Origin of the sequence: Actinosynnema sp. CS-041913 (assembly GCF_050942485.1) — a bacterium.
Lineage (GTDB): Bacteria > Actinomycetota > Actinomycetes > Mycobacteriales > Pseudonocardiaceae > Actinosynnema.
In genome coordinates this window covers 4,845,557-4,869,936 of record NZ_CP192037.1, presented here as the reverse complement: position 1 = coordinate 4,869,936, position 24,380 = coordinate 4,845,557, and the positions used below count along the sequence as shown (strand labels likewise).

22 protein-coding genes are annotated in these 24,380 nt (G+C 70.5%); 11 read left to right on the top strand and 11 right to left on the bottom strand.

Going from position 1 to position 24,380, the window contains the following annotated elements; translation table 11 throughout:
• Positions 1–170: 170 nt before the first annotated feature.
• Together ACQPZF_RS22510 and ACQPZF_RS22505 are read left to right on the top strand one after the other, a co-directional pair.
• Positions 171–908 carry a polysaccharide deacetylase family protein gene (locus ACQPZF_RS22510; RefSeq protein WP_433259984.1) on the top strand — a complete coding sequence of 246 codons (738 nt, stop codon included), beginning with the start codon at positions 171–173 and terminating at the stop codon, positions 906–908.
• 261 nt (positions 909–1,169) lie between these two features.
• On the top strand, positions 1,170–1,526 hold the full coding sequence (locus ACQPZF_RS22505; RefSeq protein WP_433259983.1) for a hypothetical protein: 357 nt from the start codon (positions 1,170–1,172) through the stop codon (positions 1,524–1,526).
• Positions 1,527–1,610: 84 nt separating this feature from the next.
• Here the strand turns inward: ACQPZF_RS22505 and ACQPZF_RS22500 are convergent, their stop codons facing one another.
• The 3 genes from ACQPZF_RS22500 to ACQPZF_RS22490 all read right to left on the bottom strand — a co-directional run bounded on the left by ACQPZF_RS22500 (position 1,611) and on the right by ACQPZF_RS22490 (position 3,910).
• Positions 1,611–2,099, bottom strand: coding sequence for an RICIN domain-containing protein (locus ACQPZF_RS22500; protein ID WP_433259982.1), 489 nt, complete (start codon positions 2,097–2,099; stop codon positions 1,611–1,613).
• A gap of 199 nt (positions 2,100–2,298) precedes the next feature.
• Positions 2,299–2,490: a hypothetical protein gene (locus tag ACQPZF_RS22495; RefSeq protein ID WP_433259981.1), complete on the bottom strand. Its 192-nt coding sequence runs from the start codon at positions 2,488–2,490 to the stop codon at positions 2,299–2,301.
• A 160-nt stretch (positions 2,491–2,650) separates the two neighbouring features.
• The gene (locus ACQPZF_RS22490) at positions 2,651–3,910 is read right to left on the bottom strand and encodes an alpha/beta fold hydrolase (RefSeq protein ID WP_433259980.1); all 1,260 of its coding nucleotides are present in this window, start codon (positions 3,908–3,910) and stop codon (positions 2,651–2,653) included.
• A gap of 193 nt (positions 3,911–4,103) precedes the next feature.
• Between ACQPZF_RS22490 and ACQPZF_RS22485 the strand changes: the two genes are divergently transcribed.
• The gene (locus tag ACQPZF_RS22485) at positions 4,104–4,493 is read left to right on the top strand and encodes a hypothetical protein (protein WP_433259979.1); all 390 of its coding nucleotides are present in this window, start codon (positions 4,104–4,106) and stop codon (positions 4,491–4,493) included.
• Positions 4,494–4,544: 51 nt separating this feature from the next.
• Here the strand turns inward: ACQPZF_RS22485 and ACQPZF_RS22480 are convergent, their stop codons facing one another.
• Positions 4,545–5,264 (bottom strand): TetR/AcrR family transcriptional regulator C-terminal domain-containing protein, encoded by a 720-nt coding sequence (locus tag ACQPZF_RS22480; protein ID WP_433259978.1) that lies wholly within the window; start codon positions 5,262–5,264, stop codon positions 4,545–4,547.
• A gap of 63 nt (positions 5,265–5,327) precedes the next feature.
• On the opposite strand from ACQPZF_RS22480, the gene ACQPZF_RS22475 reads away from it, so the two are divergent.
• Positions 5,328–6,644 carry an MFS transporter gene (locus ACQPZF_RS22475; protein WP_433259977.1) on the top strand — a complete coding sequence of 439 codons (1,317 nt, stop codon included), beginning with the start codon at positions 5,328–5,330 and terminating at the stop codon, positions 6,642–6,644.
• Positions 6,645–6,646: 2 nt separating this feature from the next.
• Here ACQPZF_RS22475 and ACQPZF_RS22470 read toward each other — a convergent pair whose 3' ends face one another.
• The 5 genes from ACQPZF_RS22470 to ACQPZF_RS22450 are packed head-to-tail and all read right to left on the bottom strand — an operon-like array spanning position 6,647 to position 11,980.
• On the bottom strand, positions 6,647–7,507 hold the full coding sequence (locus ACQPZF_RS22470; RefSeq protein WP_433259976.1) for a PaaX family transcriptional regulator: 861 nt from the start codon (positions 7,505–7,507) through the stop codon (positions 6,647–6,649).
• Positions 7,508–7,511: 4 nt separating this feature from the next.
• A complete protein-coding gene (locus ACQPZF_RS22465) occupies positions 7,512–9,152 on the bottom strand; it encodes an AMP-binding protein (protein ID WP_433259975.1) in 1,641 nt (546 codons plus the stop codon).
• Between the two features lie 51 nt (positions 9,153–9,203).
• The gene (locus ACQPZF_RS22460) at positions 9,204–9,974 is read right to left on the bottom strand and encodes a maleate cis-trans isomerase family protein (RefSeq protein ID WP_433259974.1); all 771 of its coding nucleotides are present in this window, start codon (positions 9,972–9,974) and stop codon (positions 9,204–9,206) included.
• Complete coding sequence (locus ACQPZF_RS22455; protein WP_433259973.1) at positions 9,971–10,846, bottom strand: fumarylacetoacetate hydrolase family protein; 876 nt, start codon at positions 10,844–10,846, stop codon at positions 9,971–9,973. Before ACQPZF_RS22455 ends, ACQPZF_RS22460 begins: the two co-directional genes overlap by 4 nt.
• A 24-nt stretch (positions 10,847–10,870) precedes the next feature.
• Positions 10,871–11,980: a cupin domain-containing protein gene (locus tag ACQPZF_RS22450; RefSeq protein WP_433259972.1), complete on the bottom strand. Its 1,110-nt coding sequence runs from the start codon at positions 11,978–11,980 to the stop codon at positions 10,871–10,873.
• A 99-nt stretch (positions 11,981–12,079) separates the two neighbouring features.
• On the opposite strand from ACQPZF_RS22450, the gene ACQPZF_RS22445 reads away from it, so the two are divergent.
• The 6 genes from ACQPZF_RS22445 (at position 12,080) to ACQPZF_RS22420 (ending at position 20,190) form a co-directional block, all read left to right on the top strand.
• Complete coding sequence (locus ACQPZF_RS22445) at positions 12,080–12,505, top strand: acyl-CoA thioesterase (protein WP_433259971.1); 426 nt, start codon at positions 12,080–12,082, stop codon at positions 12,503–12,505.
• Complete coding sequence (locus ACQPZF_RS22440; RefSeq protein WP_433259970.1) at positions 12,502–14,763, top strand: FAD-dependent monooxygenase; 2,262 nt, start codon at positions 12,502–12,504, stop codon at positions 14,761–14,763. The genes ACQPZF_RS22445 and ACQPZF_RS22440 overlap by 4 nt, the downstream gene beginning before the upstream one ends.
• 8 nt (positions 14,764–14,771) lie before the next feature.
• Positions 14,772–15,797, top strand: coding sequence for a carbon-nitrogen hydrolase family protein (locus ACQPZF_RS22435; RefSeq protein WP_433259969.1), 1,026 nt, complete (start codon positions 14,772–14,774; stop codon positions 15,795–15,797).
• A gap of 62 nt (positions 15,798–15,859) precedes the next feature.
• Entirely contained in the window at positions 15,860–17,083 is a 1,224-nt protein-coding gene (locus ACQPZF_RS22430; RefSeq protein WP_433259968.1) for an amidohydrolase, read from the top strand.
• Positions 17,084–17,156: 73 nt separating this feature from the next.
• A complete protein-coding gene (locus tag ACQPZF_RS22425; protein ID WP_433259967.1) occupies positions 17,157–18,209 on the top strand; it encodes a MerR family transcriptional regulator in 1,053 nt (350 codons plus the stop codon).
• Between the two features lie 484 nt (positions 18,210–18,693).
• Positions 18,694–20,190 (top strand): MFS transporter, encoded by a 1,497-nt coding sequence (locus ACQPZF_RS22420; RefSeq protein ID WP_433259966.1) that lies wholly within the window; start codon positions 18,694–18,696, stop codon positions 20,188–20,190.
• A gap of 62 nt (positions 20,191–20,252) precedes the next feature.
• Here ACQPZF_RS22420 and asnB read toward each other — a convergent pair whose 3' ends face one another.
• Positions 20,253–22,079 (bottom strand): asparagine synthase (glutamine-hydrolyzing), encoded by a 1,827-nt coding sequence (gene asnB, locus ACQPZF_RS22415; RefSeq protein WP_433259965.1) that lies wholly within the window; start codon positions 22,077–22,079, stop codon positions 20,253–20,255.
• Positions 22,080–22,244: 165 nt separating this feature from the next.
• Here asnB and ACQPZF_RS22410 point away from each other — a divergent pair, with 165 nt between their 5' ends.
• Entirely contained in the window at positions 22,245–23,180 is a 936-nt protein-coding gene (locus tag ACQPZF_RS22410) for a Gfo/Idh/MocA family protein (RefSeq protein WP_433259964.1), read from the top strand.
• A 3-nt stretch (positions 23,181–23,183) separates the two neighbouring features.
• Here ACQPZF_RS22410 and ACQPZF_RS22405 read toward each other — a convergent pair whose 3' ends face one another.
• Positions 23,184–24,368, bottom strand: a complete 1,185-nt coding sequence (locus tag ACQPZF_RS22405; protein WP_433259963.1) for a nucleotide disphospho-sugar-binding domain-containing protein — start codon at positions 24,366–24,368, stop codon at positions 23,184–23,186.
• Positions 24,369–24,380 lie beyond the last annotated feature (12 nt).

Genomic DNA, 24,380 nt, shown 5'->3' with positions numbered 1-24,380 from the left:
CTTCCGATGCCTTTCACCGGTCGGGTCTCAATATAGAGTTCAACGATAGGGTTGAATCTGCCGAACGTGCCAACCCGCCTGTGCCGGGGTGATGGGGTGGCCGGCGCGCGCAGCGGAGCGGGAGGGCGGTTCGATCACGACCACGGATCGTGATCGGCAAGGATTGCGCCATGAGCCTCCTGCCTGCCAGTCCCCGAGCCCGTCGGTGGACGGTGGTCGTCCTCGTGGTCCTGGTGGTGGTGCCGCTGGGCGGCGTCGGGGTGTCGGTGTTGGCCAACGCGCGCACGTTCCAGCTCTTCGGGGGCCTCACCAGCAGGGTCGAGACGGAGGACAAGGTCGTCGCGCTCACGTTCGACGACGGGCCAGACCCGGCCGGCACGCGGCCCCTGCTGGAGGTCCTGGCGCGGAGGCAGGTCCGCGGCACGTTCTACCTGACCGGCCGCGAGCTGGCGGCGCACCCGGACCTGGGCGAGGCGATCGCCGCCGCGGGGCACGAGATCGGCAACCACTCGTACTCGCACGAGCGGATGGTGTTCGTGACACCGGACCGGGTCGCGAGCGAAGTCGACCGGACCGACGCCGTGATCCGGGAGACCGGCTACGCCGGCGAGATCACCTTCCGGCCACCCAACGGGAAGAAGCTGTTCGCGCTCCCGCGCTACCTGGACGAGCACCACCGCAAGACGATCATGTGGGACGTCGAGCCGGACTCCGCGAACCCGGACGCCGACGCCGACACCATCGTCGCGGACACCGTCGACCAGGTCCGGCCCGGCTCCATCGTGCTGCTGCACGGCATGTACCCGGGCCGGGCGCGGACCAGGGAAGCGCTCGGGCCGGTCATCGACCGGCTGCGTGAGCGCGGGTACCGGTTCGTCACGGTGGCGGAGCTGCTCGCGGCCGGCTGACCGGCGGCCTTCACCGGCCGGCTCGCCCGGAATGCGGAGTAGCGGTATCCGTCGTCTTCATCCATCAGTGATCCCTGAACGGCTCAATCGCGGTCGCGGTAGGTCGATGAATTGGTGGCGCGCACTCTTTGGTGTGATGATCCGGAGTGGTCCGATCGCTCTTTCGTGGGGTTGTCCGGCGAATTCGGTATAGCGCGTGCGAGCGTGGGTAATACACCGCCAGGTGTGTGCCGAACCCGATTCAGGAGACGAGTGGGAGTTGTGTCGATCATGAAGCGTAAGGCGTGCGTCGCGCTGTTCGCGATCAGCATGGTGATCGGTGGTGGCGTCGCCGCGGCCGACGCGCCCGTCCGTCAGTCCGCCGGCCAGACGTACTCGTGCGCGGGGCTGACCAGTGCGAAAGTGCCCGAGGTGCAGCGCATCCTGAAGGCCGCGGATATCGATCCGGCGGAGGCGAAGGGACCGATCGGCGTGTTGTGCAAGACGGAGGAGGAACGCGCCGCACAGGAGGAGATCGAGGTCGGGCTCGACGGTATCGACGGGGCTGCTTACACGTGTGGAAAGGCCGAGGAGAAGAAGGGGAAGACCATCATCCTCTTCAACGAGTGCAAGGCATGACGCAATGAGTGACGACGGTCGGCCACCCGTGGGATGGCCGACCGTCGTTCGCTTGTCAGGTGCGGTCCTCGGCGGACACCGCGACTACAGCGCGTCGAAGTACCACTCTTCGTTGGAATCGTCCCCGCACTCCTGCTGTTTGATGGCAGAACCCGCCACGAGGTTGCGGTACGCGACGCACTTCCGTGTCGAGAGGTTTTCGAGTTCCCGTCCCTTCGAGGCCTGGATCCTCTTCCAGAACTGGTCGTCGAACGTCACCTCGCACTTGTAGGTGATCAGGTCGATATCCTTCGTGCTGCTGTTGGGAACGGCGAGACAACCTCCGGACCGGGCGTTCCGGTATTGGTAGTACTCGCCCTTCCGGTTGATCCGCTCCCACTTCTGGTTGAGGTCTCCGTTCCATACCTGGAGTTCTACCCGGCGGTTTCCGGCGTCCGCGATCACCTTGGACGAGTCGTCCACTGAGATGATCCGGAGGTACGCCGGATCGGCATTGGCGGATGTTCCGAGTGCGGTCACCGCGCTGGCGGCAACCATGACGGAAGCGGCACTTGCAAGGATCTTCCTGAACACTTCGCAGTCCCCTTTCGATGGCCTGTGCAGTTTTTCTGCGATCTCCTGCGAATCGAGCCTAACCTACCCGTTCCGGGTCGCAACTCGTATTTCGACAGTTACCGCTCCCGATGGCATAGTCCACCCACAAGGGGTGTCCTGGCGCATCGGACAGACCACGGAAGGTGGCCGTCGGCACCTTCGTAATCCCTTCATCGAGCTAGCGCGGATAAGCTCCCGTACGAGGTGCGCCATGACCGACCGTGAGGTTGGTCTGCCTCGCTCGCAGGAAGTCGAAATGGGTCGTGTGGTCGCGCGCGCGGCACCAGTAGGCGGCGCGGGCCAGGTTCGCGATGGTCGGCAGGCGTTCGGCGAGCTTGCCCTCGCGTGGGCGGAACACCGCGCTCGACATGCGGGTTGCCTTTGAAGGCGTTGCGCCATCTCCGCGCTCGGGTGCAAGCAGTCCCCGGGCGGCGGCGTGGTACCAGGGCGGCTACTACCACCGCCGGGGCACGACCACCGGCTGAGGCACACCGCGGCCACCGGGGACGTTCCCCGGTGGCCGCGGTGTCTCAGACGTGCCCGTTGGCCAGGTCGATGAGCCGGTCCAGGACCCGCTCACCGGAAGCGCCGACGCCGTCGTGCTCCCACTCGTTGGTCACCCAGGTCCGCAGTCCGCCGACCCGTTCGGCCGTGTCGAGCGAAAGGCCCGTGTCGACGTACATGTCGTCGTGGTAGACGATCGCCGCGATGGGGACCTCGTTGCGCGCCAGGCGGTCCAGGTCGTAGAGCGGGGTCCACGCGGTCCAGTCGGCCAACCGGTGGGCGGCTTCGGCGAACGGCCGCAGCGTGCGGATGTCCTCGAACATCGACGGGTAGATCATCTCGCCGGTGAACAGCAGGGGGTCGGCGTCCGGCGCGAACTCGGGGAAGCCGGCCAGCGCGCGTTCGGCCGCCCACCCGGTGGGTTTGCGGTCCTGGCCGTAGATGGACTCGTGCAGGACGGCGAACAGCGGCCGGTCGGCGTACGAGGTCCAGGCCATCACCTCGTACAGGAACGCCTCCGACAACTCGTCGCCGTCGAAAGCCCGTTCCAGCAACCAGTGCACGCGCTCGGGCCCGTCGCCCACCCCGAGCACGAACCCCACCGCGCGGAACCGCTCGACGGTCAGCCGATCGCCGTCGGGCAGCGTCACCGGGCTCGATTCGAGCAGGTCCGCGATCCGCCGCACCCGGTCGGCGTCATCGGGGTAGCGGCGGTAGTAGGCCGCCACCTTGGCCCGCACGCGCGGGTAGGTCCGGGCGTACACGTCGTCCGCCGTGGCCTCCAAGCCCGGCAGGCCACCGGCGATGTAGCAGGAACGGAGGCCTTGTGGTGCAAGGGAAAGGTAGGACAGCGTGAGGAACCCGCCGTAGCTCTGCCCCAAGGTCTCCCACGGCTCGTCGCCGCACAGGCTCCGCCGGATCGACTCCGCGTCGGCGACGATGGAGTCCGCGCGGAAGTGCGTTAAGTACGACGCCAGCCCCGACCCCAGGGAGGCGGCGGTCCGGGTCGTCACCGGGGTGCTGCGCCCGGTCCCGCGCTGGTCCAGCAGGAGCACCCGGTGGGTCCGGACGGCGCGGCGCAGCCAGCCCCGGGCGTCCAGCGGACGAGGGGCCTTCCCTCCCGGGCCGCCCTGCAGGAACAGCAGCCACGGCAACCGGTCGCCCACCCTGGTGGGGTCCACCACCTCCCGCGCGAACACGGTCAGACTGCCCGCCGACGGTTCGGCGTGGTCGATCGGCACCGTGAACCGGTGATCGGTGACGGCGAGGCCGGGAATGCGGATCATGCGAGGCCCTTCTGCCGGCCGGCCACCACGATGGACGTCCGCGAGCCCGGTCCCGGCCTCCTCGACGGGCGTGAAACGGCTGTATGACTGAACTCCACGGCGTGCCCCCTTGTTACCCATGCCACATCCGTCATAGCCGCATTGTTCCCGACCTTCGCCTCGGCAGGTGGCCGGTCGCCTTAAGGTTGTCGACATGAGGGGCTATACGGACGAGGAGAGCCGGACCTTGCGCACCGCGGTCTACGGCGCGATGGTCCTGGTGTCGGTCGCGGAGGAGGGGGCGCTCGACCAGGAGAGCCACGCCGGTGTCGAGGCGATGGCCACCCTGCCGCCGGAGGTGCGCTCGGTGATCGACGCCGGCGCGCCGGAGCTGCCTTCGGGCTCGCTGGCCGACGTGGAGGACGGCGTGCTGGCCGCCCTGCGCGCGTCGATGTCCATCCTGTCCGAACGCTCGCCCGCGGACGCGTCCGCCTTCGCCGCCGCCGTGGTGGGGATGTGCGAGAAGGTGGCGTCGGCCGACGGTCGGGTGGGCGAGGACGAGGACGCGGTGATCGGCAAGGTCCGCGCGGCGCTCACCCCCTGAGCCCCGCCCGTCCGGTCTTCGGCACGGCTCGGACGAGGGTTCCGGTCTTCGTCAAGGCTTGGCGGCGCGGGCGGTGATCAGGGATTCGATGCCGTCCAGGATGCGTTGCAGGCCGAATTCGAACTGGTCGCCGGTCCACGGGGCCACCCCGGCGCGCAGGGCTCGGAGCAGGGCCGGGTAGCGGGTGAAGTCGACCAGCCTGCCCAGGGCCTCGTCGCGCTCACGGGCCTCGCCCGGGTCCTCGGCGTTGGCGTCGGCGTCGATCTGGAGCCGGGCCAGCCCTCGGACGTAGGCGTCGATCGACTCGATCACCGCCATCTTCTCGGCCTCGGTCAGTCCGGTGTCGGCCAGGACGCCGAGCGCCGAGTCGAGCCAGCGCAGCATGTTCGGACCGGGCGCGGTGCTCGTGGCCACGAGTTGCAGCACCCACGGGTGCCGGCGGAAGCCGATCCAGTCGGCTCGGGCCCAGGCCTCCAGCTTCGCCCGCCAGTCGCCCGGCCGGTCGTTGGGCAGGGTGTCGTCGATGCTGACCGCGTCCAGCATCAGCGCTTCCAGCTCGGTCTTGCCGGGCAGGTAGGTGTAGAGCGACGCGGTCCCGACGCCGAGCCGGGTGGCCACGCGGCGCATGGAGAGGGCGGCGAGCCCTTCCGCTTCGGCGACCTCGATCGCGGCGGCCACGATGCGGTCCATCGTGAGCCCCCGCTGCGGGCCCCGGGCCGGTCGTCGGCCGCCGTTCCACAGCAGTTCCAGAGCCTGGTTCTTTGCGTTCATGGCAAAACTCAGTATACCGTTCGGAGTAGGTCGAACGTTGTTCGGGGTTTTGAGGGGGCGGCAGTGGGGGACGTGCGTCGCAGGGAGCGGCAGACGTTGTGGGCGGCCACGCTGACCAACGGGCCCACCGAGCTGATCGATTTCATCCTGCCGCTGTGGGCGGGTGTCACGATCGGGCTCAGTGCGACCGAGGTCGGCGTGCTGATGGCCGTCGAGATGGCGTTGTCGGTGATCGTCCGGCCGATCGCCGGGGTGCTGGCCGACCGGTGCGAACGCCGGTACGTCGCGGCGGTCGGTGCGGTGCTGTACGCGGTGTCGTGTGCCGGGTATGCGTTGGCGGGTAACGTTTTCATCGCTTATGGGGCGGCTGCGGTGGGTGGCGCGGGCGGCGCGCTGCTGTGGGTCGCCGTGCGGGCGATCATCAGTGAGCGGCTGGCCGAGGACTCGGCGGTCTTCCCGCGGCTGCTGACGTCGCAGGAGACCGGGTCGTGGGTCGCGTTCGTGGCCGGGATGTCGCTGCTCGGCGTGATCGGGTTCGGCGGTCTGTTCTGGGGCTGCGCCGCGGCGTGCCTGATCGCCGCGGGGCTGCTGCTGACCGCGCCGCGGCGTGCCGCGCGGGCCGACGAGGGTCTGGCGGCGGCCGGGATCGTGTCCGTCGGGCGGCGGTTGCGGCCGATGCTGTTCGCGGTGGCGATGACGATGGCGGCGGAGGCCGCGGTGGCGTTGTTGCTGCTGCTGCACTTGCAGCGGGGGTTCGGGCTGGAGGTCGCGCAGGTCGCGTACGTGTTCCTGCCCGGTGCGATCGCGATGAGCGTCGCCGCCGAGTACCTGCACCGGTACGTGGTGCGCTTCGGTCGTTCGCGGGTGCTGATGGTGGCTTCACTGGCGAGCTGTGCGTTCGCGGTGAGCCTGGCGTGGGCGCCCAGCCCGTACGTGATCGCGGCGTTGTGGGTGCTCAGCGGTCTGGCGTGGGCGGCGGTGATGCCGATCCAGCAGGCGGTGATCGCCGAGGCGTCGGGTGGGCAGGTCGGGCGCGGGATGGGGATCTACGAGTCCGCGGCGCTCGTCGGCGGCCTGGTCGGGAGCCTGGTGGCCGGGGTGCTGTACGACGGGGCGAACTGGGCGGTGGCGTGTGTCGTGGCGGGCGGGATGATCCTGGCCGGGGCCGTCGTCGTGCCGCGTGCGGTCCGTCTTCTCGGGGTGGAGGACTTCCCGCCACCGGCCCCAAAACCGGAGTCCGCCGAGCCCGCCGCCACTGCCGAGCCGACCGCCACTGCCGAGCCGACCGCCACTGCCGAGCCGACCGCCACTGCCGAGCCGATCGCGAGCACCGAGCCGACCGCGAGTGCCGAGCCGACCGCGAGTGCCGAACCGGAGTGACCTCAAGCCCCGATCACGCGGGTGCCGTAGGCGCGGGCGGCGTCTTCCAGTCGGTCCTGGAGGGTGAAGAACAGGTCGGCGGCGCGGATGCCGATCCAGTCCGGCGGCAGCAGTTCCTCCGGCAGGCCCGGGTCGAGGTAGGGCAGGCGCCGCCAGTCGGTGAGCAGGCGGACGTAGTCGGCGAAGGCCGCGCGCTCGTCCACCACCCGCCGGCGGTGGCGGCGGTCCAGGGCGGGGCCGTGCTCGGTGAGGAACGCCGAGTACAGCCCCTCCAACTGGTCCAGGTCCCACCACTGGTGGACCTTCGCGGCCAGGTCGCCGAACGCCAGGTGGTCGGCGCGGAAGAGGTCGGCGTAGCCGTGCAGGTCCTGGCTGCGCAGGATGTCGGCGGTCGGCTCGTGCAGGTGGGCGGGCGCGATCCAGACGCCGGGCGCGGCGGTGCCGAAACCGAGCCTGCTGAGCTGGGAGCGCAGCAGGTGTCGCTTGTGGCGCTCCGCCTCCGGCACCGAGAACACGGCGAGCAGCCAGCCGTCGGCCAACGTCGCCCGCTTCCGCCGGAAGATGCGGTGGTCGCCTTCCTGGAGGATCGCCAGGCCCGCCGGTGAGAGCGCGTAGCCCGCGGTGCCGGCACGGCGTTCGGCCTGCAGGACGTCCCGCCGCTTCAGCCGGGAGATGGACGAACGCACCGCCGGCTCGTCGATGTCGAGTTCCCGCAGCAGGCTCACCACCGACGCGACGGACAGCCATCCGCCGTGGCCGCGCGAGAACAGGCCGTACAGCGTCACGATGAACTGCCGGGGCTGGGCCGCCTTGGTGAAGATCTCGCCGTCGGCGAACCCGACCTCGCCCGATCCAGTCGTCACGGCGTCACGGTATCAGTGCGTCGCCGGACCGACTGTCCTGCTTTCCCACCAGCTCACGGAGCTTGTAGCGCTGGATCTTGCCGCTCGGCGTCTTCGGCAGGCCGGCCACGAACTCGATGCGGCGAGGGTATTTGTAGGGCGCGATCACGGCCTTCACGAACGCCTGGAGTTCGGCGGCTTTCGCGGGATCGCCGGGTACACCGGGCCGCAGGACGACGAACGCGCACACGACCGCCCCGCGTTCGTGGTCCGGCGCGCCGACCACGGCCGTCTCCGCGACGTCGACGTGGTCGAGCAGCGCCGCTTCCACTTCGGGACCGGCGATGTTGTAGCCCGACGAGATGATCATGTCGTCATCCCGTGCCTGGAACCAGAAGTAGCCGGCGGAGTCCCGGATGTAGGTGTCGCCGGTCATGTTCCAGCCGTGCCGCACGTAGTGGCGCTGGCGTTCGTCGGCCAGGTACCGGCAGCCGGTCGGTCCCTTCACCGCGAGCCTGCCGGGCACCCCGTCCGGCACCGCGGCGCCGTCGTCGTCGAGGACGGCGGCCCGGAAGCCCGGCACCACCTTGCCGGTCGCGCCGGGCCGGATGTCGTCGTCGGCCGCGGAGATGAAGATGTGCAGCAGTTCCGTGCCGCCGATGCCGTTGATGATGCGCAGGCCGGTCGCCCGGTGGAAGTGCTCCCACGTGGACGCGGGCAGGTGCTCGCCGGCGGACACGCAGCGGCGCAGTCCTCTCAGCGCGGAGGCCTTTCCGGACGCGAGCATCGCCTTGTACGCGGTCGGCGCGGTGAACAGCACGGTCACGCCGTGGTCGGCGATCGCGTCGGCGAGTTCGACGGGCGTGGCGCGTTCGAGCAGGAGCGTGGACGCGCCGAACCGCAGCGGGAACACCACCAGTCCGCCCAAGCCGAACGTGAACCCGATCGGCGGCGTGCCGGTGAACACGTCGTCGGGCTCGGGTTTCAGCACGTGCCTGGCGAACGTGTCGGCGCAGGCCAGCACATCGCGGTGGTAGTGCATGGTGGCCTTGGGCCGGCCCGTGGTGCCGGAGGTCGGGGCCAGCAGCACCACGTCGTCGGCGGCGGTGTCCACGCACTCGAAGCTGTCCTCTTTGGACTGGACGAGCGTGGTCAGGTCGGCCGGGTCGTCCGAACCGCAGCCGAGCGTGGGCGGGCCGCCCGCCGGGATGTCGTCCGCGAACCGGTGGTCGGTGATGATCAGGCTCGGCCTGGTGATCTCGACCAACTCCGTGATCTCCTTGGCGCGCAACAGCGGCATCACGGTCACCGCGACGGCGCCCGCTTTCACGACGGCCATCCACGCGGCCACCGTCCACGGGTTGTTGGGGCCGCGCAGCATCACCCGGTTGCCCGGCCGCACGCCGAAGTCCTCCGTGAGCACGCGGGCGATCCGGTTGCTGCGCCGGGCGAGGTCGCCGTAGGTCCAGGTTTCGGTTGCGGTGCGCAGGCACGGCCGGTCGGGGCCGAACCGGCGGATCACGTTCTCCAGGAGCTGTTCGGCGCAGTTGAGGCGTTCGGGGTAGTGCAGTTCGGGCAGGTCGAACACGAACTCGGGCTGCTGCTCCGGCGGCGGGAGGTGGTCTCGGCAGAACGTGTCGACGTGGGCGGATCGTGACGGGGGCATCGGCTGCACTCCTTCCCGGAGTGTCGGACGCTGGGTGTCCTCAGTGGACTGTCAATGCTCGGCGAACGGCGTCTCGGCGTAGCCTCCGGCCAGCAGCGTGCCGGCGCCGGGCGCGACGGCGGGCAGGTCGAGCGCGCGCATGAGCTGGTGCGCGGTCGCGATCGACGCGGAGACGACGGGTTTGCCCAGTTCGGCCTCCACCACCTCGATCACGTCCAGGGAGGGCAGTTGGACGCACGCCGAGAGTACGATCACGTCGGCGTCGCGGTGGTCGAGCGCGGCGGCGATCGGCACGAGCTTCTTCGGGTCGTGCGCCGCCACCGCGAGGTTGTCGGGGATTTCCAGGGCGGTGTAGTCGGCGACGTCGACGCCCTCGTCGCGGAGGTAGCCGACGACGGTCTCGGTCAGCGGCCGGAGGTACGGGCAGACCACGGTGATCGTGCGCGCGCCGAGGATGTGCAGGGCGTTCACCAGGGCCCCGGCGCTGGTGACCACGGGCGCGGGCGCGCCGTTGTCGGCCGTGACCTCGGCCAGGTTCCGCTCCGACGTGCGGTGGTAGCCCCGGCCCAGGCTCATGATGGCCACCAGGCAGGCGTAGCCGAGCACGTCGACCCGCGCGTCGGACAGCTCGGCGGCGCACCGGCCGGAGTCGGCGTCCATGGCGGCGAGTTCTTCCGGGCGCACCTGCTTCATGCGCATCCGGCTGGAGTGGAAGGAGAACCGCTCGGGCGCGACGGTCTCCCGGGCCCGGAAGATCGCCGGGATCTCGGTCTCCATGGTCACGTTGGAGCTGGGCACGATCTGGCCGATCCGGTACGTCATCGCGCGTCCACCACCGGGTTGCGCAGGGTGCCCACGTGCTGCACGGTCGCCTCCACCACGTCACCGGGCCACAGCCACTGCTGCGGCGACAGACCCGCGCCGACGCCGGACGGCGTGCCGGTCGCGATCACGTCGCCGGGTTCCAGGGTGAAGCCGGCGCTGATGTCCGCGATCAGCTCGGGGATGCGGAACAGCATGTACCGGGTGTTGGACTTCTGCTTCACCTCGCCGTTCACCCGCAGGGAGAGGTCGAGCGCGTGCGGGTCGGGGATCTCGTCGGCGGTGCGGATCGCCGGCCCGAACGGCGCGTACGTGTCCTGTCCCTTGGAGTAGAACCACAAACCGGCCCGGCGCTGGTCCCGCGCGCTGATGTCGTTGACGACGCTGTAGCCGAAGACGTAGTCCAAGGCGCGCTCGGGCGGCACCCGCTTCGCGGTCCGGCCGATCACCACGGCGAGTTCGCACTCCCAGTCGAGCTGCGAGGTCAGCGCGGCGTTGTGCTCGATCGGCTCGTCGGGACCGATGACGGCGGTGGACGGCTTGCAGAACAGCACCGGCTGCTGGGGCAGGTCGTTGGCGGTGTCCAGCGCCCGTGCCGACTCCGCGACGTGCTCGGTGTAGTTGAGCCCGACGCCGACGATCTTGCCCGGCCGCAGGGGCGCGTGCAGCCGCACGCCGTCGACCGGGTGCAGCGCCGTGTCCGGGATCGGCCCCGCGAGCAGCGCCGCGACGGTGTCCACCGAGCCGTTCACGACGTCCCACAGCGTGGTTGGAGCGTCGGGGGAGAGGGCGGCGACGTCGACGATGTCGGTTTCCCGTTGCACGCCGAGGCGGGGGCGGCCGTCGGCGGTGGAGAAGGTGACCAGCAGCATGGGTTTCCGTTCTGGGATGGGTGCTCAGGCGACAAGCTGGTGGCCGTCGTGGTGCGGGTAGGCCTCCTCGCGGAAGAAGCCGAGCGCGCGCATCACCGGGAAGTCGTTGAACGAGAACAGGCACGCGTCGTCGGAGCGGCTCGCGTTGGCGTGCTCGTGCCAGGCCCACGACGGGACGCAGAAGATGTCGCCCTCGGTCCAGTCGATGCGCCTGCCCGCGACCACCGAGTGCCCGCTGCCCTTGGCCGCGGTGTAGATCTTGGAGCCGACCTGCCGGTGCGCGAGGGTCGCCTCACCCGGCCGCAGCAACTGCATGTGGGCGCTCATCGTCGGCATCACCGAGCCGCCGGTCAGCGGGTTGCTGTACTCCATGATGACGCCGTCGAACGGCGATCCGTCGGTCGCCTTGGCCGCGTTCAGCAAGGCCTCGTAGGTCGGCTCCCACGGGTAGGCGAGCAGCGGCGAGTGGTTCTTGTGCCAGGTGTCGCCGAACGGCCGCAACTGGCCGGCGCCGTAGACGTGCAGCGAGGAGTTCGTGATCCCCTCCTGCTTCTGGTAGACGTCCGGGTGCACCTCGTAGAACCCGGCGTCCAGCGCGTTGACCAGCGGGATGTCCAGGCCGTCCTGCCAGATCACCGGCCCGTCCTCGCCCTCGTTGCCGTGCTCGTGCCACGTCCAGTTGGGCGTGATGGCGAAGTCGCGCGGCCCCACCTTGAGCTTCTGGCCGTCCACGATCGTCCACGCGCCGGTGCCCTCGATGACGAACCGCAGGGCGGCGGCCTGGTGCCGGTGCGCGGTCATCGACTCGCCCGGACCCATGATCTGCAGGCCGCTGTAGAGCAGGCCGACGGTCGCCGCGATGTCCCGCCGCCGCGGGTTGTACAGCGCGACCACGCGGCGGCCCGCGTCGTCGCCGCTGACCAGCCGCAGCGCCTCCAGGACCAGCGGGCGCAGCTCCTGGTAGCTCCACTTGACCGGTACCGACTCCGGCTGCGGGAACCACGGTTCGATCTTGTTCGCGATGGTCCACAGCGCGCCGGCGTCGAGGCGCGCCAGCTTGTCGTAGTAGGCGTGCAGGTCCGCGTTGTCGGTCACCCGGGCCCGGCCAAGCACGTCATCGCTGTACGTCGTCATGGCAGCTCCTCAGCCGCTCTGCGCGATATCTCGTTGTCTTGACGCACGTCAACATTCCGCAATACCGTTCCCGGTGTCAAGAGTCCTGGAGGAGCAGCGATGGCGACACCGGAGGCCACTGCCGGCGGCGAAGTGACGATCCAGCGCCTGGTCGAGTGGCACGACACCGACGCGGCGGGCCACCAGCACCACTCCGCGATCCTGCGCTGGGTGGAACAGGCCGAGGCGGAGCTGCTGCGCGGCCACGGGCTGGCCGGGCTCTTCGGCCGCACGCCGAGGGTGCGGCACGAGGTGAACTACCGCTCCCGGCTGTGGTTCGGCGAGACCGTGCGCACCCGGCTGCGGATCGTGCGGCTCGGCCGGACTTCGTTGCGGTACGAGTTCACGGTGCACGGCGAGTCGGGCGTGGCCGCCGACGGCACCATGGTCATCGCGCACGTGGAGCCGGACGCGCCCGCCGCCACGCCGTGGCCGCCCGAGGTCCGTTCCGCCCTGGCCGGCGTGGTCGAAGTGGTGGGCCGATGAGGATCGCGGTCGTCGGCGGCGGCCCCGGCGGGCTGTACTTCGCGGCACTGGCCAAGCAGCTCGACCCCCAGCGGGAGGTCACCGTCTGGGAGCGCAACGCCGCCGACGACACCTTCGGGTTCGGCGTGGTGTTCTCCGACGAGACCCTGGACGGCATCGCCGGCGCCGACCCGGTGATCGCCGCCGCGATGGAGGCCGAGTTCGCGCGCTGGAGCGACATCGACATCCACTACCGGGGCGCCGTCCAGACCTCCGGCGGGCACGGGTTCGCGGCGATCGAGCGCACCCGGCTGCTCGGCCTCCTCCAGCGGCGTTGCCGGGACCTGGGCGTGGACCTGCGGTTCTCCGCCCTCGCGCCGGCCGCCGACGCGCTGGCCCGCGACTACGACCTGGTGGTGGCGGCGGACGGCGTCAACTCGGCCACCCGCGCGAAGCACGCGGACGTCTTCCAGCCGTCGCTGGACGAGCGCGAGTGCCGGTACATGTGGCTGGCGACCGACCGGGTGCTCGAAGCGTTCACGTTCACCGTGCGGGAGACGGACTTCGGCCCCGTCCAGGTGCACGCCTACCCGTTCAGCGCCGAGCGCAGCACGTTCATCGTGGAGCTGACCGAACGCACCTGGCGCGCGGCGGGGTTCGCCGACCTGGCCGCGCGCGACCTCCCGCCGGGGCGCAGCGACGAGGACAGCGTGGCCCGGTGCGCCGAGCTGCTGGGCGACTTCCTCGACGGGAGTTCGTTGCTGACCAACAACTCCAAGTGGGTCCGGTTCACGACCGTGCGCAACGCGACGTGGCGACACGGCAACATCGTGCTGCTCGGCGACGCCGCGCACACCGCGCACTTCTCCATCGGCTCCGGCACCAAGCTGGCCATGGAGGACTCGCTGGCGCTGGCCGCCGCCCTCCGGACCGCGCCCGACCTGGACACCGCGCTGGACCGTTACGAGGCCGAACGCAGGCCCGTCGTGGAGTCCACCCAACGGGCCGCGCAGGCGAGCCTGGAGTGGTTCGAGACCATCGAGCACGCGGTCGGCCAGGAGCCCGAGCAGTTCGCGTTCAACCTGCTGACCCGCAGCAGGCGCGTCACCTACGACAACCTCCGGCTGCGCGACCCCGAGTACATCGCCGCCCTGGACCGGTGGTTCGACGCCCGGCAGCCGCTTCGGCGGGACGAGCCCGCCCCGCCCCTGTTCCAGCCGTTCGCCTTGCGCGGTCTGGTGCTCCGCAACCGGGCGGTCGCCGCGCCGATCGCCATCGACCGCGCGGAGAACGGTGTCCCGGGGGATGCCGAACTCCTGCACCTGGTCGGGAAAGCGCTGGGCGGGGCGGGTTTGGTGCTCGCCGGGATGACCGCCGTCAGCGCGGACGCTCGGGCGACACCCGCTTGCGCCGGTCTGTACACCGACGAGCAGACCGGCGCATGGCGGCGGATCACGGACGCGGTGCACGAGCACAGCGGGGCCGCTGTCGGCGTGCAGCTCAACCACTCCGGCCGCAAGGGTGGTCCGGGCGTCGCCGACCTGCGGGCACTCGCCGAAGCCGAGTTGCACGCCATCGCCGAGCGGTTCGCGGCAGCGGCGGTCCGGGCTGACGACGCCGGGTTCGACGTGCTGGAGATCCAGGCAGGCCACGGGTATCTGCTGTCGACGTTCCTGTCGCCGCTCACCAACCAGCGCACCGACCGTTACGGCGGGGGACTCGACGGGCGGTTGAGGTTCCCGCTCGCGGTCGTCGATGCCGTGCGGGCGGTGTGGCCGGCGCAGAAGCCTTTGCTGGCCAGGATTTCCGCCGTGGACTGGGCGCCTGGCGGCACGACGGTGGACGACGCGGTGCGCATCGCCGCCGCGTTCGCCTCGCACGGCGTGGACGCGATCGACGTGTCCAGCGGCGAGGTCGTCCCGCACGAACGACCGGCCTACGGGCGCAGCTACCAGACCCCGTTCGCGGACCGCATCCGTGCCGCGACAGGCGTTCCGACGATCGCCGTCGGCGGCATCTCGACCTACGACGACGCGAACTCCATCCTGCTCGCGGGCCGCGCCGATCTGATCGCCATCGGCCGGGCACACCTGTACGACCCGGCGTGGACCCTGCACGCGGCGGCCGACCTCGGCTACACCGGGCCAGGGGCGCACTGGCCCTCGATGTACGCCGCCGGCAGCGCGAAACCGCCGGTCGGCGGCCGTGCCCGTCCCATGCTCACGCTCCGGTCCGCCGAAACCGAGCCGGTGCACCAACGTTGGCGTCCCGGACGGTAGGAGAACCCGTGGAAGACTTCCCCCGCTTCACCGCCGCCGCCGTGCAGGCCGCGCCGGTCTACCTGGATCCCGCCGCGACGGTCGCCAAGGCCGTGTCGATCATCCACGAGGCCGCCGGCCGGGGCGCGGAACTGGTGGTGTTCCCCGAGGTCTTCGTCCCCGGCTACCCGTACTGGAACTGGACGATGAGCCCGGTCGCCGCCTCACCGCTGTACGAGCGCCTGTACCGGGCGTCCGTCGACGTGCCGGGCCCGCACGTCGACACCCTGCGCGCGGCGGCGGCGGCCACGAGGACGACCGTCGTCATCGGCGTCAACGAACGCGGCCGGCACAGCCTCGGCGTGCTCTACAACAGCGTCCTGACCATCGGCCCGGACGGCGCGGTGCTCGGCCTGCACCGCAAACTCATGCCGACGTGGGCGGAGAAGCTGACCTGGACACCCGGCGACGGCAGCACGGTCGTCGTGCACCAGACCCCGGTCGGCCCGCTCGGCGTCCTCGCGTGTGGCGAGAACACCAACACCCTGGCCCGATTCGCGCTGCTCGCCCAAGGCGAACTCGTCCACGCCGCCAACTACATCGCGCTGCCCGTCGCCCCCGCGGACTACGACATGGCCCAGGCCATCGCGATCCGCACCGCCGCACACGCGTTCGAGGGCAAGCTGTTCTCCATCGTCGCCTGCTCCACCATCACCGACGAGATGATCGACATCGCGGCCCACGGCGACGAGGACACCGCCCGCCGAATGCGCCGCCCGCACAGCGCGTTGTCCGGGATCTTCGGCCCCGACGGCAACCCCGTCACCGAACCGCTGATCGACGCCGAGGGCATCGTGTACGCCGAGATCGACCTGGCGCGGTGCATCCAGCCGAAGCAGATGCACGACATCATCGGCCACTACAACCGGTTCGACGTGTTCCGGTTGCACCACAACACGGTACCGACCACGGCTTTGGTCCAGGAGCCTCCGGTGCGGCCGGGGCCGATCACCGGGCCGTGGAGCCCGGACGAGGCGCCTGCCGGTCGTGGCTAGGCCGGGATCGCTGCGGCAGTCCCGTGTTGCCGCCGACGGCCCGGACGCTGATAGTGATCGTCGTGACCCTCGCCGATCTGTACCGCGACCTGCACCAGCACCCCGAACTGGGGTTCGCCGAGACCCGCACGGCGGCCGTCGCCGCGCGCGAGTTGCGTGCCGCCGGGTTCGAGACCACCGAGGGCGTCGGTGGGACGGGCGTCGTGGGGGTGTTGCGGAACGGTGACGGGCCCACGGTGTTGTTGCGGGCCGACATGGACGCGTTGCCGGTCGCCGAGCGCACCGGGCTGCCGTATGCCAGCACGGCCGTCGTGGACCGGGACGGGCAGGCGGTGCCGGTCGCACACGTCTGTGGGCACGACGTGCACGTGACGTGCCTGGTCGGGGCCGTGCGGGAACTGGCGGCGGGGCGTGACACGTGGCAGGGCACGGTCGTCGCGGTGTTCCAGCCTGCCGAAGAGGTCGGCGGCGGGGCCCAGGCGATGATCGACGACGGGCTGTTCGACCGGTTCGGCAAGCCGGATGTGGTGCTGGGCCAGCACGTCGCGCCGATCCCGGCCGGGTTCCTCGGGCTGCGGGCCGGTCCGGCGTTCGCCGCGTCGGACACCGTTCGGGTGACGTTGTACGGCGAGGGAGGGCACGGGTCGCGGCCGGAGGCTTCGGTGGACCCGGTGGTCATGGCGGCGGCGACCGTGCTGCGGTTGCAGACGATCGTGTCGCGGGAGGTCGCGGGCGGTGACACGGCCGTGGTCACGGTAGGCGCGATCCGGTCCGGGACGGTGGCCAACATCATCCCGGACGACGCCGAGTTGTTGCTCAGCGTGCGCAGCTACCGCCCGGCCGTGCGTGCGCGGGTGTTGGCGGCCGTGGAGCGGGTCGTGCGCGCGGAAGCGGCTGCGTCGGGTGCCACGCGTGCGCCGGAGATCGTTGTGCTGTCGAGCTATCCGGCTGTGGTCAACGATGCCGAGGCGGTCGCGCGGACCCGGGTGGGGCTGGCCGGCGTGGTGACGGACCAGCGGGTGGTCGACCCCGGCCCGGTCACCGGCAGTGAGGACGTGGGGGTGTTCGCGACGGCGGCCGGCGTGCCGCTGGTGTACTGGCTGCTCGGCGGGGCCGATCCCGGCGCGTTCGCCCACGCGGCGACGGTGGAGGAGGTGCGCGAGGTGGTCGGCGGGCTGCCCGCCAACCACTCGCCGCTGTTCGCGCCGGTCATCAGCCCGACCTTGGAGGTGGGTGTGGCGGCTCTGGTCGCGGGTGCCCGTGCCTGGCTGTCTTCGATGTCGTGAGTTGACCTTCACCCTTGGGGAAGCCGCACGGTGGTTCCGGGCCATCGGGCCCGACCGAGGGAGGGGTGGGGTAGTGGAGCTGGTCACCATCGGGGAGTTCGCGCGGGCTGCCCGCCTGTCGCCGAAGGCGCTCCGGCTCTACGACGAGCTGGGTCTGCTGACGCCGGCCCGGGTCGATCCGGTGTCTGGTTACCGGCGGTACTCGCCGGACCAGCTCGACCGGGCGCGTCTCGTGGCGTGGCTGCGTCGGCTCGGGATGCCGTTGGCCCGTATCCGGCAGGTTTGCGAACTCGCCTCGGCGGATGCCGCTGCGGAGGTCCGCGCCTACTGGGCGCAGGTCGAAGCCGATACGGCCGCTCGCCGGAACCTTGCCGCCTTCCTCGTGGAACAGCTCTCCGGGAGGGACACCACCATGTCTGTCGCACTTCGTTACGCGTTGCGCACTGATCGAGGACTTGTGCGCGACTCGAACCAGGACCACGGTTATGCGGGCGAACGGCTGCTGGCTGTGGCCGATGGGTTCGGCGCTTGTGGCGAGCCTGCCAGCTCGATGGCGATCCAGACCTTGGCCCCGTTGGACACGGTGATTCCGGCGGGTGAGCTGCTCAACACCCTGGCGGATGCTGTGCACCGGGCTGGAGTGGCGGTTGGCGATTACCTGTCTGTGCACGGCGACTCCGCTTGTAGCGGGACTACGTTGACGGCTCTTGTGTTGTCCGGGTCGCGGTTGGGTCTGGTGCATGTCGGTGATGCGCGGGTGTACCTGTATCGGGGTGGTGGGTTGTTCCGGATCACCCACGACCACACGGTGGTGCAGTCGCTCATCGCCGAGGGTCGGCTGTCGGAGGAGGAGGCGTTGAGTCATCCTCAGCGGTCGATGCTGGTGCGGGCGTTGCACGGGAAGGATGCGGAGCCGGATCTGGCTCTGCACGATGCCCTGCCTGGGGACCGGTACCTGTTGTGCTCGGATGGGTTGCACACCGTTGTGCCGGAGGGTGAGCTGCGGGAGGTGCTGGGGTCGGCTCTCGATCCCGATGAGGTCACGCTTCGGCTGGTGGAGTTGGCCAACTCCAATGGCGGTCCGGACAACGTGGTGTGTGTGGTTGCGGACGTTGTGCCTGCTTAGTGCGGGGCTTGGTGCGGGCTTGGTGCGCGGCTTGTGGTGACCCCGGGGACGGTTGCGGGCGGCGTGTTGCGTCTGCGGCCGTCCCCGGCGGCTTCCAGGCTTTTTCGGCGATGTGGTGCTGCTTCGTAGTGTTCCCGGCTGTGTCCAAGACCTGCTTTGTGTGGCCGGCGGTGGCGTTGTGGTCGCTCTTCTGCCGTCAAGCTGCGTAGAAGGCGAAAGCAAAAACGGGGGACCATCCTTCTTGGCGTTCTTGGCGTTCTTGGCGTTCTTGGCGTTCTTGGCGTTCTTGGCGTTCTTGGCGTTCTTGGCGTTCTTGGCGTTCTTGGCGTTCTTGGCGGTTCCGGTCCGCCGGCCCGCAGCGAGTCGTCCGTTCGGGTGAACGTCTCTCCGAGAGGCGGTGTTCGGCTGTCGAAATCGTCGGACCGGCTTCGACACCTCTACGGACGGTGCCCAACGGGGGCGCTCGGCGCGGAGAGGGATTTCCATGGAACCCGACGCCACACCGCAGCGGCAGGACGTGGGCGGGGAGCAGCTTGAGCCGGATCCACGGCGGTGGCGTGCCTTGCTCGTGTTGGGGCTGATCCACTTCATGCTCGTTCTCGACGTCACCGTGGTGAACGTCGCGTTGCCCCGCATCCAGCAGGAGTTGGGGTTCTCCCCGGCCGGGCTCGCCTGGGTCGTCAACGGGTACGTCATCATGGCCGGTGGGCTGCTGTTGCTCGGTGGGCGGATTGCCGACATCTACGGTCGGCGGCGGATGTTCATGGTCGGCGTCGCTCTCTTCGCGCTCGCCTCGGCGGTGTGCGGTGCGGCGTTCAACGCCGAGATGATGGTGATCGGACGGTTCGTGCAGGGTGTCGGTGAGGCGTTGGCCGCGCCCGCGTCGCTCGGCCTGATCACGCTGCTCTTCCGCGATCCCGGTGAGCGGGCCAAGGCGTACGGCATCTGGGGTGGGCTGACCAGCCTCGCGGGCATCGGTGGGGTGGTCATCTCCGGGGCGCTGGTCGACCTGGCGTCGTGGCGTTGGATCTTCTTCATCAACCTGCCGATCGCCGTGCTCGGGCTGGTCATGGTGGTGCGGTTGGTGGCCGAGAGCAAGATGGTCCGGGACGGCAGCCGGCCGCACTTCGCCGGTGCGCTGATCGGCACGGCCGGCCTCGTGGCGATCGTCTACGGCCTGCTCCAGGCCGCCGAGCACGCCTGGGGCTCGTGGTCGGTGTTGGGGCCGCTGCTGGGCGGTGTGGTGCTGCTCGCTGTCATGGTCTTCGTCGAGTCGCGGTCCACCGCGCCGCTGATCCCGCTGAGCTTCTTCGCCAACCGGACCCGCGTGACGGCGAACGTCGTCAGCGTCTTCTTCGGCGCGGGCTTCTACTCTCAGGTGTTCCTGATGAGCCTGTTCCTCCAGCAGGTGTTGGGCTACACGCCGTTGCAGGGCGGGTTGGCCGGTGTGCCGAGCGGTGTGGCGATGGTGCTCGGCATCGGGCTCGGCTCCGGTCTGATCACGAAGCTGGGCGCGCGCACCGTGATGACGGTCAGCTTCTTCGGCTCGGCGGCGGGGTTGCTGCTGCTGAGCGGCTTGGAGGTGGACAGCACCTTCATCGGCGGGGTGCTGCCCGGCACGTTCCTGCTGGGTCTGTTCACCGGCTTCGGGATGCCTGCCATCCTCGGCGCGGCGCTGCACGAGGTCACCGAGCAGGACTCCAGCCTCGGGTCCGGGGTGCAGGACACCATGGCGCAGGTCGGCACCGCGCTGGGCCTGGCGTTCCTGGTGACGTTCGCGCTGCGGCACGCGAACAACGAGATCGGCGCCGGTGTGCCGGTGAACGTGGCGGCCACCGACGGCTACACGATGGCGTTCCAGATCGCGGCGGGCTTGTTCGCGCTGAGCGGCGTGCTGGCCCTGCTCCTGCTGGAAAAGGTGCAGGTGACGGGCCCCGGCGGCGAAGGAGGTCCGGGAGTGGAACGCCAACCTGCGGCCTGACCACGATCAGGCCGCCCGTGAGCCGCCGCGTCCTGACCCCCAGCGCGGCGGCTCACGGCTGTTCAGAGGGCCGGCTTCAGGTCGTAGCGCGTCAGCCACGCGTTGAGCTGGATCGCCGCTTCCAGGCTCATCCGGAACCACGGGTTGGACATCGTGCCGATCGGGGTGTCCAGCCACCGCCTGGTCGCGGCCACGTCCAGCAGCGGCCGGACGGGGGCGTCGCCCTGGTCGAGCACCGACCTCAGCTCGTCGCGCACCGCCTGCTCGTACGCCGGGTCCAGGGTCGACGGGTAGATCGACTTCCGGCGTTCCGCGATCGAGCGCGGCAGGACGTCCCGCACCGCCGCGCGCAGCAGGCTCTTCTCGTGGCCGTCGAACACCTTCATCGACCACGGCACGTTGAACACGTACTCCACCAGCCGGTGGTCGCAGAACGGCACGCGCACTTCCAGGCCCACGGCCATGCTCAGCCGGTCCTTGCGGTCCAGCAGCGTCTGGAGGTGGCGCGTCAGGTGCAGGTGGTCGATCTCCCGCATCCGCCGCTGCGAGCCGGTCTCGCCGGCCAGTCGCGGGACCTCCGCCAGCGCCTCGCGGTACCGCTGCGCCCGGTAGGACGGCAGATCGAGGTGGGCGACCAGTTCGGGGTCGAACAGCCGGGACACGGCGTCCGCCTGGGACAGGAACGTCAGCCACGGGAACGTGTCCGCCGCCACCGCCGCCGGGTCGAACGACCACTTGTAGCCGCCGAAGACCTCGTCCGAGCCCTCGCCGGACAGCGCCACCGTCGAGTGCTCGCGGATCGCCTGGAACAGCAGGTACAGCGATGTGTCGAAATCGCCGGCCTCGTTCGGGATGTCCCGCGCCCGCTGCACGGCCGTCCGGGCGTCGGGCGCGGCCAGTTCCGCGATGTCGAGCACGATGTCGGTGTGGTCGGTGCCGGCGTGCGCCGCCAGGTCGTGCGCGAAGGGCAGGTCCGTGGTGCCCGCGACGAGGTTCGGCTGGAAGTTCTCGGCGTAGCCGGCGAAGTCGACCGTGAACGAGCGGATCGGCTGCGACCGCGCGGCGAGCGCGGTGATGGCGCTGGAGTCCAGCCCGCCCGACAGCAGCGCGCACAGCGGCACGTCGGAGACCAGTTGCCGTGTCACGATGTCGTCCAGCAGCTCCCGGACCGTGCGCACGGTGGTGTCCAGGTCGTCGGTGTGCTCACGGGCCTCCAGCGCCCAGTACCGGCGGGTGGACAGGCCGTCCCGGCCGATGCGCAGGAGGTGGCCGGGACGCAGCTCGGTCATGCCGCGCAGGACGGCGTGCCCCGGCGTCTTCACCATGGCCATCAGCTCGCGGAGGCCGTCCGCGTCGACCACGCCCTCGGCGAGCGGGTTGGCCAGGATCGCCTTCGGCTCGGACCCGAACAGCACGCCGTCCGGCAGCGGGTAGTAGTACAGCGGCTTGATGCCCAGCCGGTCGCGGACCAGCAGCAGCTCACCGCGCACGGCGTCCCAGAGCGCGAACGCGTACATGCCGTTCAGCCGGTGGACGACGTCCTCGCCCCACTCCAGGTAGGAGCGCAGCACGACTTCCGTGTCACTCCGGGTCCGGAACCGGTGGCCCCGTGACTCCAGCTCGGCGCGCAGCTCCCGGAAGTTGTAGATCTCGCCGCTGTAGCTCAGGACGGCGAGCGTGCGGCCGTCCTCGTCGGCGGCCATGGGCTGCCGGCCGCCCGCGAGGTCGATCACCGCGAGGCGGCGGTGGCCCAGCGCGATGTGCGTGTCGGCCCACGTCCCCTCGTCGTCGGGGCCCCGGCACGCCATGGTGTCCGTCATGGCCCGGACGACCGGGGCTTCGCCGACCAGGTCGCGCCCGAAGTCCAGCCAGCCGACGATTCCGCACATCTCCGACGCCCCTTCCGCACGGCCACGAGGCGTCCATCATCGGCACGTCGATCATGGTCGGGCATCTCTCCGAATGCGATCGCGGTTCGGCACGGGGGGAGTGGCGGCGTCCACCCGGCGGCGTGAGAGTGGTCAGGCGTCACGTCGAGGAAGGGACGGGTGCCGGTGAGGATCCGCATCGGGGTGTTGGGGTGCGCGGCCATCGCCCGCCGCAGGATGCTGCCCGCCATGGTGGCGTCACCGGACGTGGAGGTGGTCGCGGTGGCCAGTCGGGACGCGGACAAGGCGAAGGCGGTGGCGCGCGAGTTCGAGTGCCTGCCGGTCCTCGGCTACGCGGGCCTGGTGGAACGCGAGGACATCGACGCCGTGTACGCGCCGGTTCCCGCCGCGCTGCACGGTGAGTGGGTCGAAGCCGCGTTGCGGGCGGGCAAACACGTGCTGGCGGAGAAGCCGCTGACCACGGATCTGGGCCACACGAGGGCGTTGGTCGAGCTGGCCCGGCGTTCCGGACTCGCGTTGGTGGAGAACGTCATGTTCGTCCACCACGGTCAGCAGCGGGCCGTGCGCCGGCTGCTGGCGGAAGGACGGATCGGTGAGCTGCGCTCGATCCACGCGACCTACACGATCCCGCGCCTGCCCGAGGACGACATCCGCTACAACCCGCGTCTCGGCGGAGGGGCGCTCTGGGACATCGCGCTGTACCCGGTCCGGACGGCCCAGTACTTTCTCGCTGGGAAGCTGACCGTGTGCGGAGCCGTGCTCAGCGGAACACCGGTCGACACGCTGGGCGCGGCGTTGCTGCGCACCCAGTCCGGAGTGGTGGCGCAGCTTACGTTCGGACTGGACCACGCCTACGAGTCGTCGTACGAACTGCGTGGCACCGAGGGAAGCATCACGGTCGACCGCGCCTACAGCCCGCCCGCCGACCTCGTGCCGATCGTGCACTGCGGTGGGGAACGCATTCCGCTGCCGCCCGATGACCAGGTCGCCAACTCGGTCGCGGCTTTCGTCGCCGCGGTGCGGAACGGGACGGCTTTCGATGACGAGAGTCTGCGCCAGGCCGAACTCCTCGATGAGATCGGGTCGCTGGCCCGGCGCTGACCCCTACCGGCTGCCCTTGGCGATGATCTCGTCCAGGCTGTCGGCGGTCTCGGCGGGGGTCGGGAGCGAGTTGATCTCCGCTTGCAGACGGCGGGCCGCTGCGCGTGGCTCATCGTCGTGGATCGCGGCGGTGACCGCCGTGCGCACCTGCTCGCCGTCCATTGTGGACACGTCGAGCTGGATGCCCGCGCCGGTCGCCGCCAGGAGTCGTGAGTTGGTCGGCTGGTCGGCGAAGAGCGGGATCACGACCTGCGGCACGGCGTGGGTCGCGGCGGAGGCGATGACGGCGGACCCGCCTTGGTTCACGATCACCGCGCAGGACGGCAGGAACAGGTCGAGCGGGAGGTTCTCGGCGACCCGCACGTGCGGTGGGAGGTCGCCCATCCGTGCGCGGTCGGCCTTCGTGATCGCCAGGACGACCTCCACGTCCAGCCCGTCCAGGTAGGACAGCAACTGGGGCAGCAGGAAGTGCTGCTCGCCGAGGTACAGGCTGGTCGACGTGCCCCAGGTGAGGCAGATCCGGGGCCGTGCGGGCGGTTCGGCCGTCCAGTCGGGCAGGACGTCGGAACCGTTGTAAGGCACCGATCGCATGGTGACCCGGTTCGCCAGGCCGGGCAGTTGCAGGCTCGGCGGGAACGGGTCGAGCGTGGCCGCCGCGAAGTCCACCGCCGTCCGCGCGCCGTGCGACTCGTACAGCGCCACGAGTTCGTCCGGCCACGGCGCGGGTTGCCCCCCGTCCTCGGCGAAGCCGCCCATGCCGCAGCCGGGCATGATCCAGTCCGGCCCCCAGAGCAGGCGCAGCAGCGGCACGCCGAGCACTTCGGCGACGAGCGGGCCGGCGTAGAACATCGGGTCGGTGACCACCAGGTCCGGCCGCCAGTCCCGGGCGAACCGGATCAGTTCCGGCGCGATGACTTCGGCGGACTCGGTCCACGGCCCGTACGGCGCGGGGTCGTCGGCTTGGTCGCCCTGCCCCGTCAGGGATCGCATGAAGCGCAGGACGTTGTGCTGGAAGTCGTAGGACTGCCCGACGACCGCCACGGACAGGCCGGCGCGGACGAGGGTGTCGGCGGCGCGGGGCTGCGCGGCGAACCGGACCTGGTGCCCGGCCGCCCGGCACGCCCAGGCGAAGGGGACCATGCTGAGGGCGTGGGTGTGCACGCCGAGCGGCGTGAACAGGATGCGCACGGGATCTCCTTG

Bases quoted from the DNA above. Each gene is read 5' to 3' on its own strand.
- ACQPZF_RS22445 (WP_433259971.1), top strand. From the start codon at position 12,080: ATGGCGACACCGGAGGCCACTGCCGGCGGCGAAGTGACGATCCAGCGC.
- asnB (WP_433259965.1), bottom strand. From the start codon at position 22,079: ATGTGCGGAATCGTCGGCTGGCTGGACTTCGGGCGCGACCTGGTCGGC.
- ACQPZF_RS22495 (WP_433259981.1), bottom strand. From the start codon at position 2,490: ATGTCGAGCGCGGTGTTCCGCCCACGCGAGGGCAAGCTCGCCGAACGC.
- ACQPZF_RS22490 (WP_433259980.1), bottom strand. From the start codon at position 3,910: ATGATCCGCATTCCCGGCCTCGCCGTCACCGATCACCGGTTCACGGTG.
- ACQPZF_RS22455 (WP_433259973.1), bottom strand. From the start codon at position 10,846: ATGCTGCTGGTCACCTTCTCCACCGCCGACGGCCGCCCCCGCCTCGGC.
- ACQPZF_RS22485 (WP_433259979.1), top strand. From the start codon at position 4,104: ATGAGGGGCTATACGGACGAGGAGAGCCGGACCTTGCGCACCGCGGTC.
- ACQPZF_RS22465 (WP_433259975.1), bottom strand. From the start codon at position 9,152: ATGCCCCCGTCACGATCCGCCCACGTCGACACGTTCTGCCGAGACCAC.
- ACQPZF_RS22460 (WP_433259974.1), bottom strand. From the start codon at position 9,974: ATGACGTACCGGATCGGCCAGATCGTGCCCAGCTCCAACGTGACCATG.
- ACQPZF_RS22510 (WP_433259984.1), top strand. From the start codon at position 171: ATGAGCCTCCTGCCTGCCAGTCCCCGAGCCCGTCGGTGGACGGTGGTC.
- ACQPZF_RS22450 (WP_433259972.1), bottom strand. From the start codon at position 11,980: ATGACGACGTACAGCGATGACGTGCTTGGCCGGGCCCGGGTGACCGAC.
- ACQPZF_RS22480 (WP_433259978.1), bottom strand. From the start codon at position 5,264: ATGAACGCAAAGAACCAGGCTCTGGAACTGCTGTGGAACGGCGGCCGA.
- ACQPZF_RS22420 (WP_433259966.1), top strand. From the start codon at position 18,694: ATGGAACCCGACGCCACACCGCAGCGGCAGGACGTGGGCGGGGAGCAG.
- ACQPZF_RS22440 (WP_433259970.1), top strand. From the start codon at position 12,502: ATGAGGATCGCGGTCGTCGGCGGCGGCCCCGGCGGGCTGTACTTCGCG.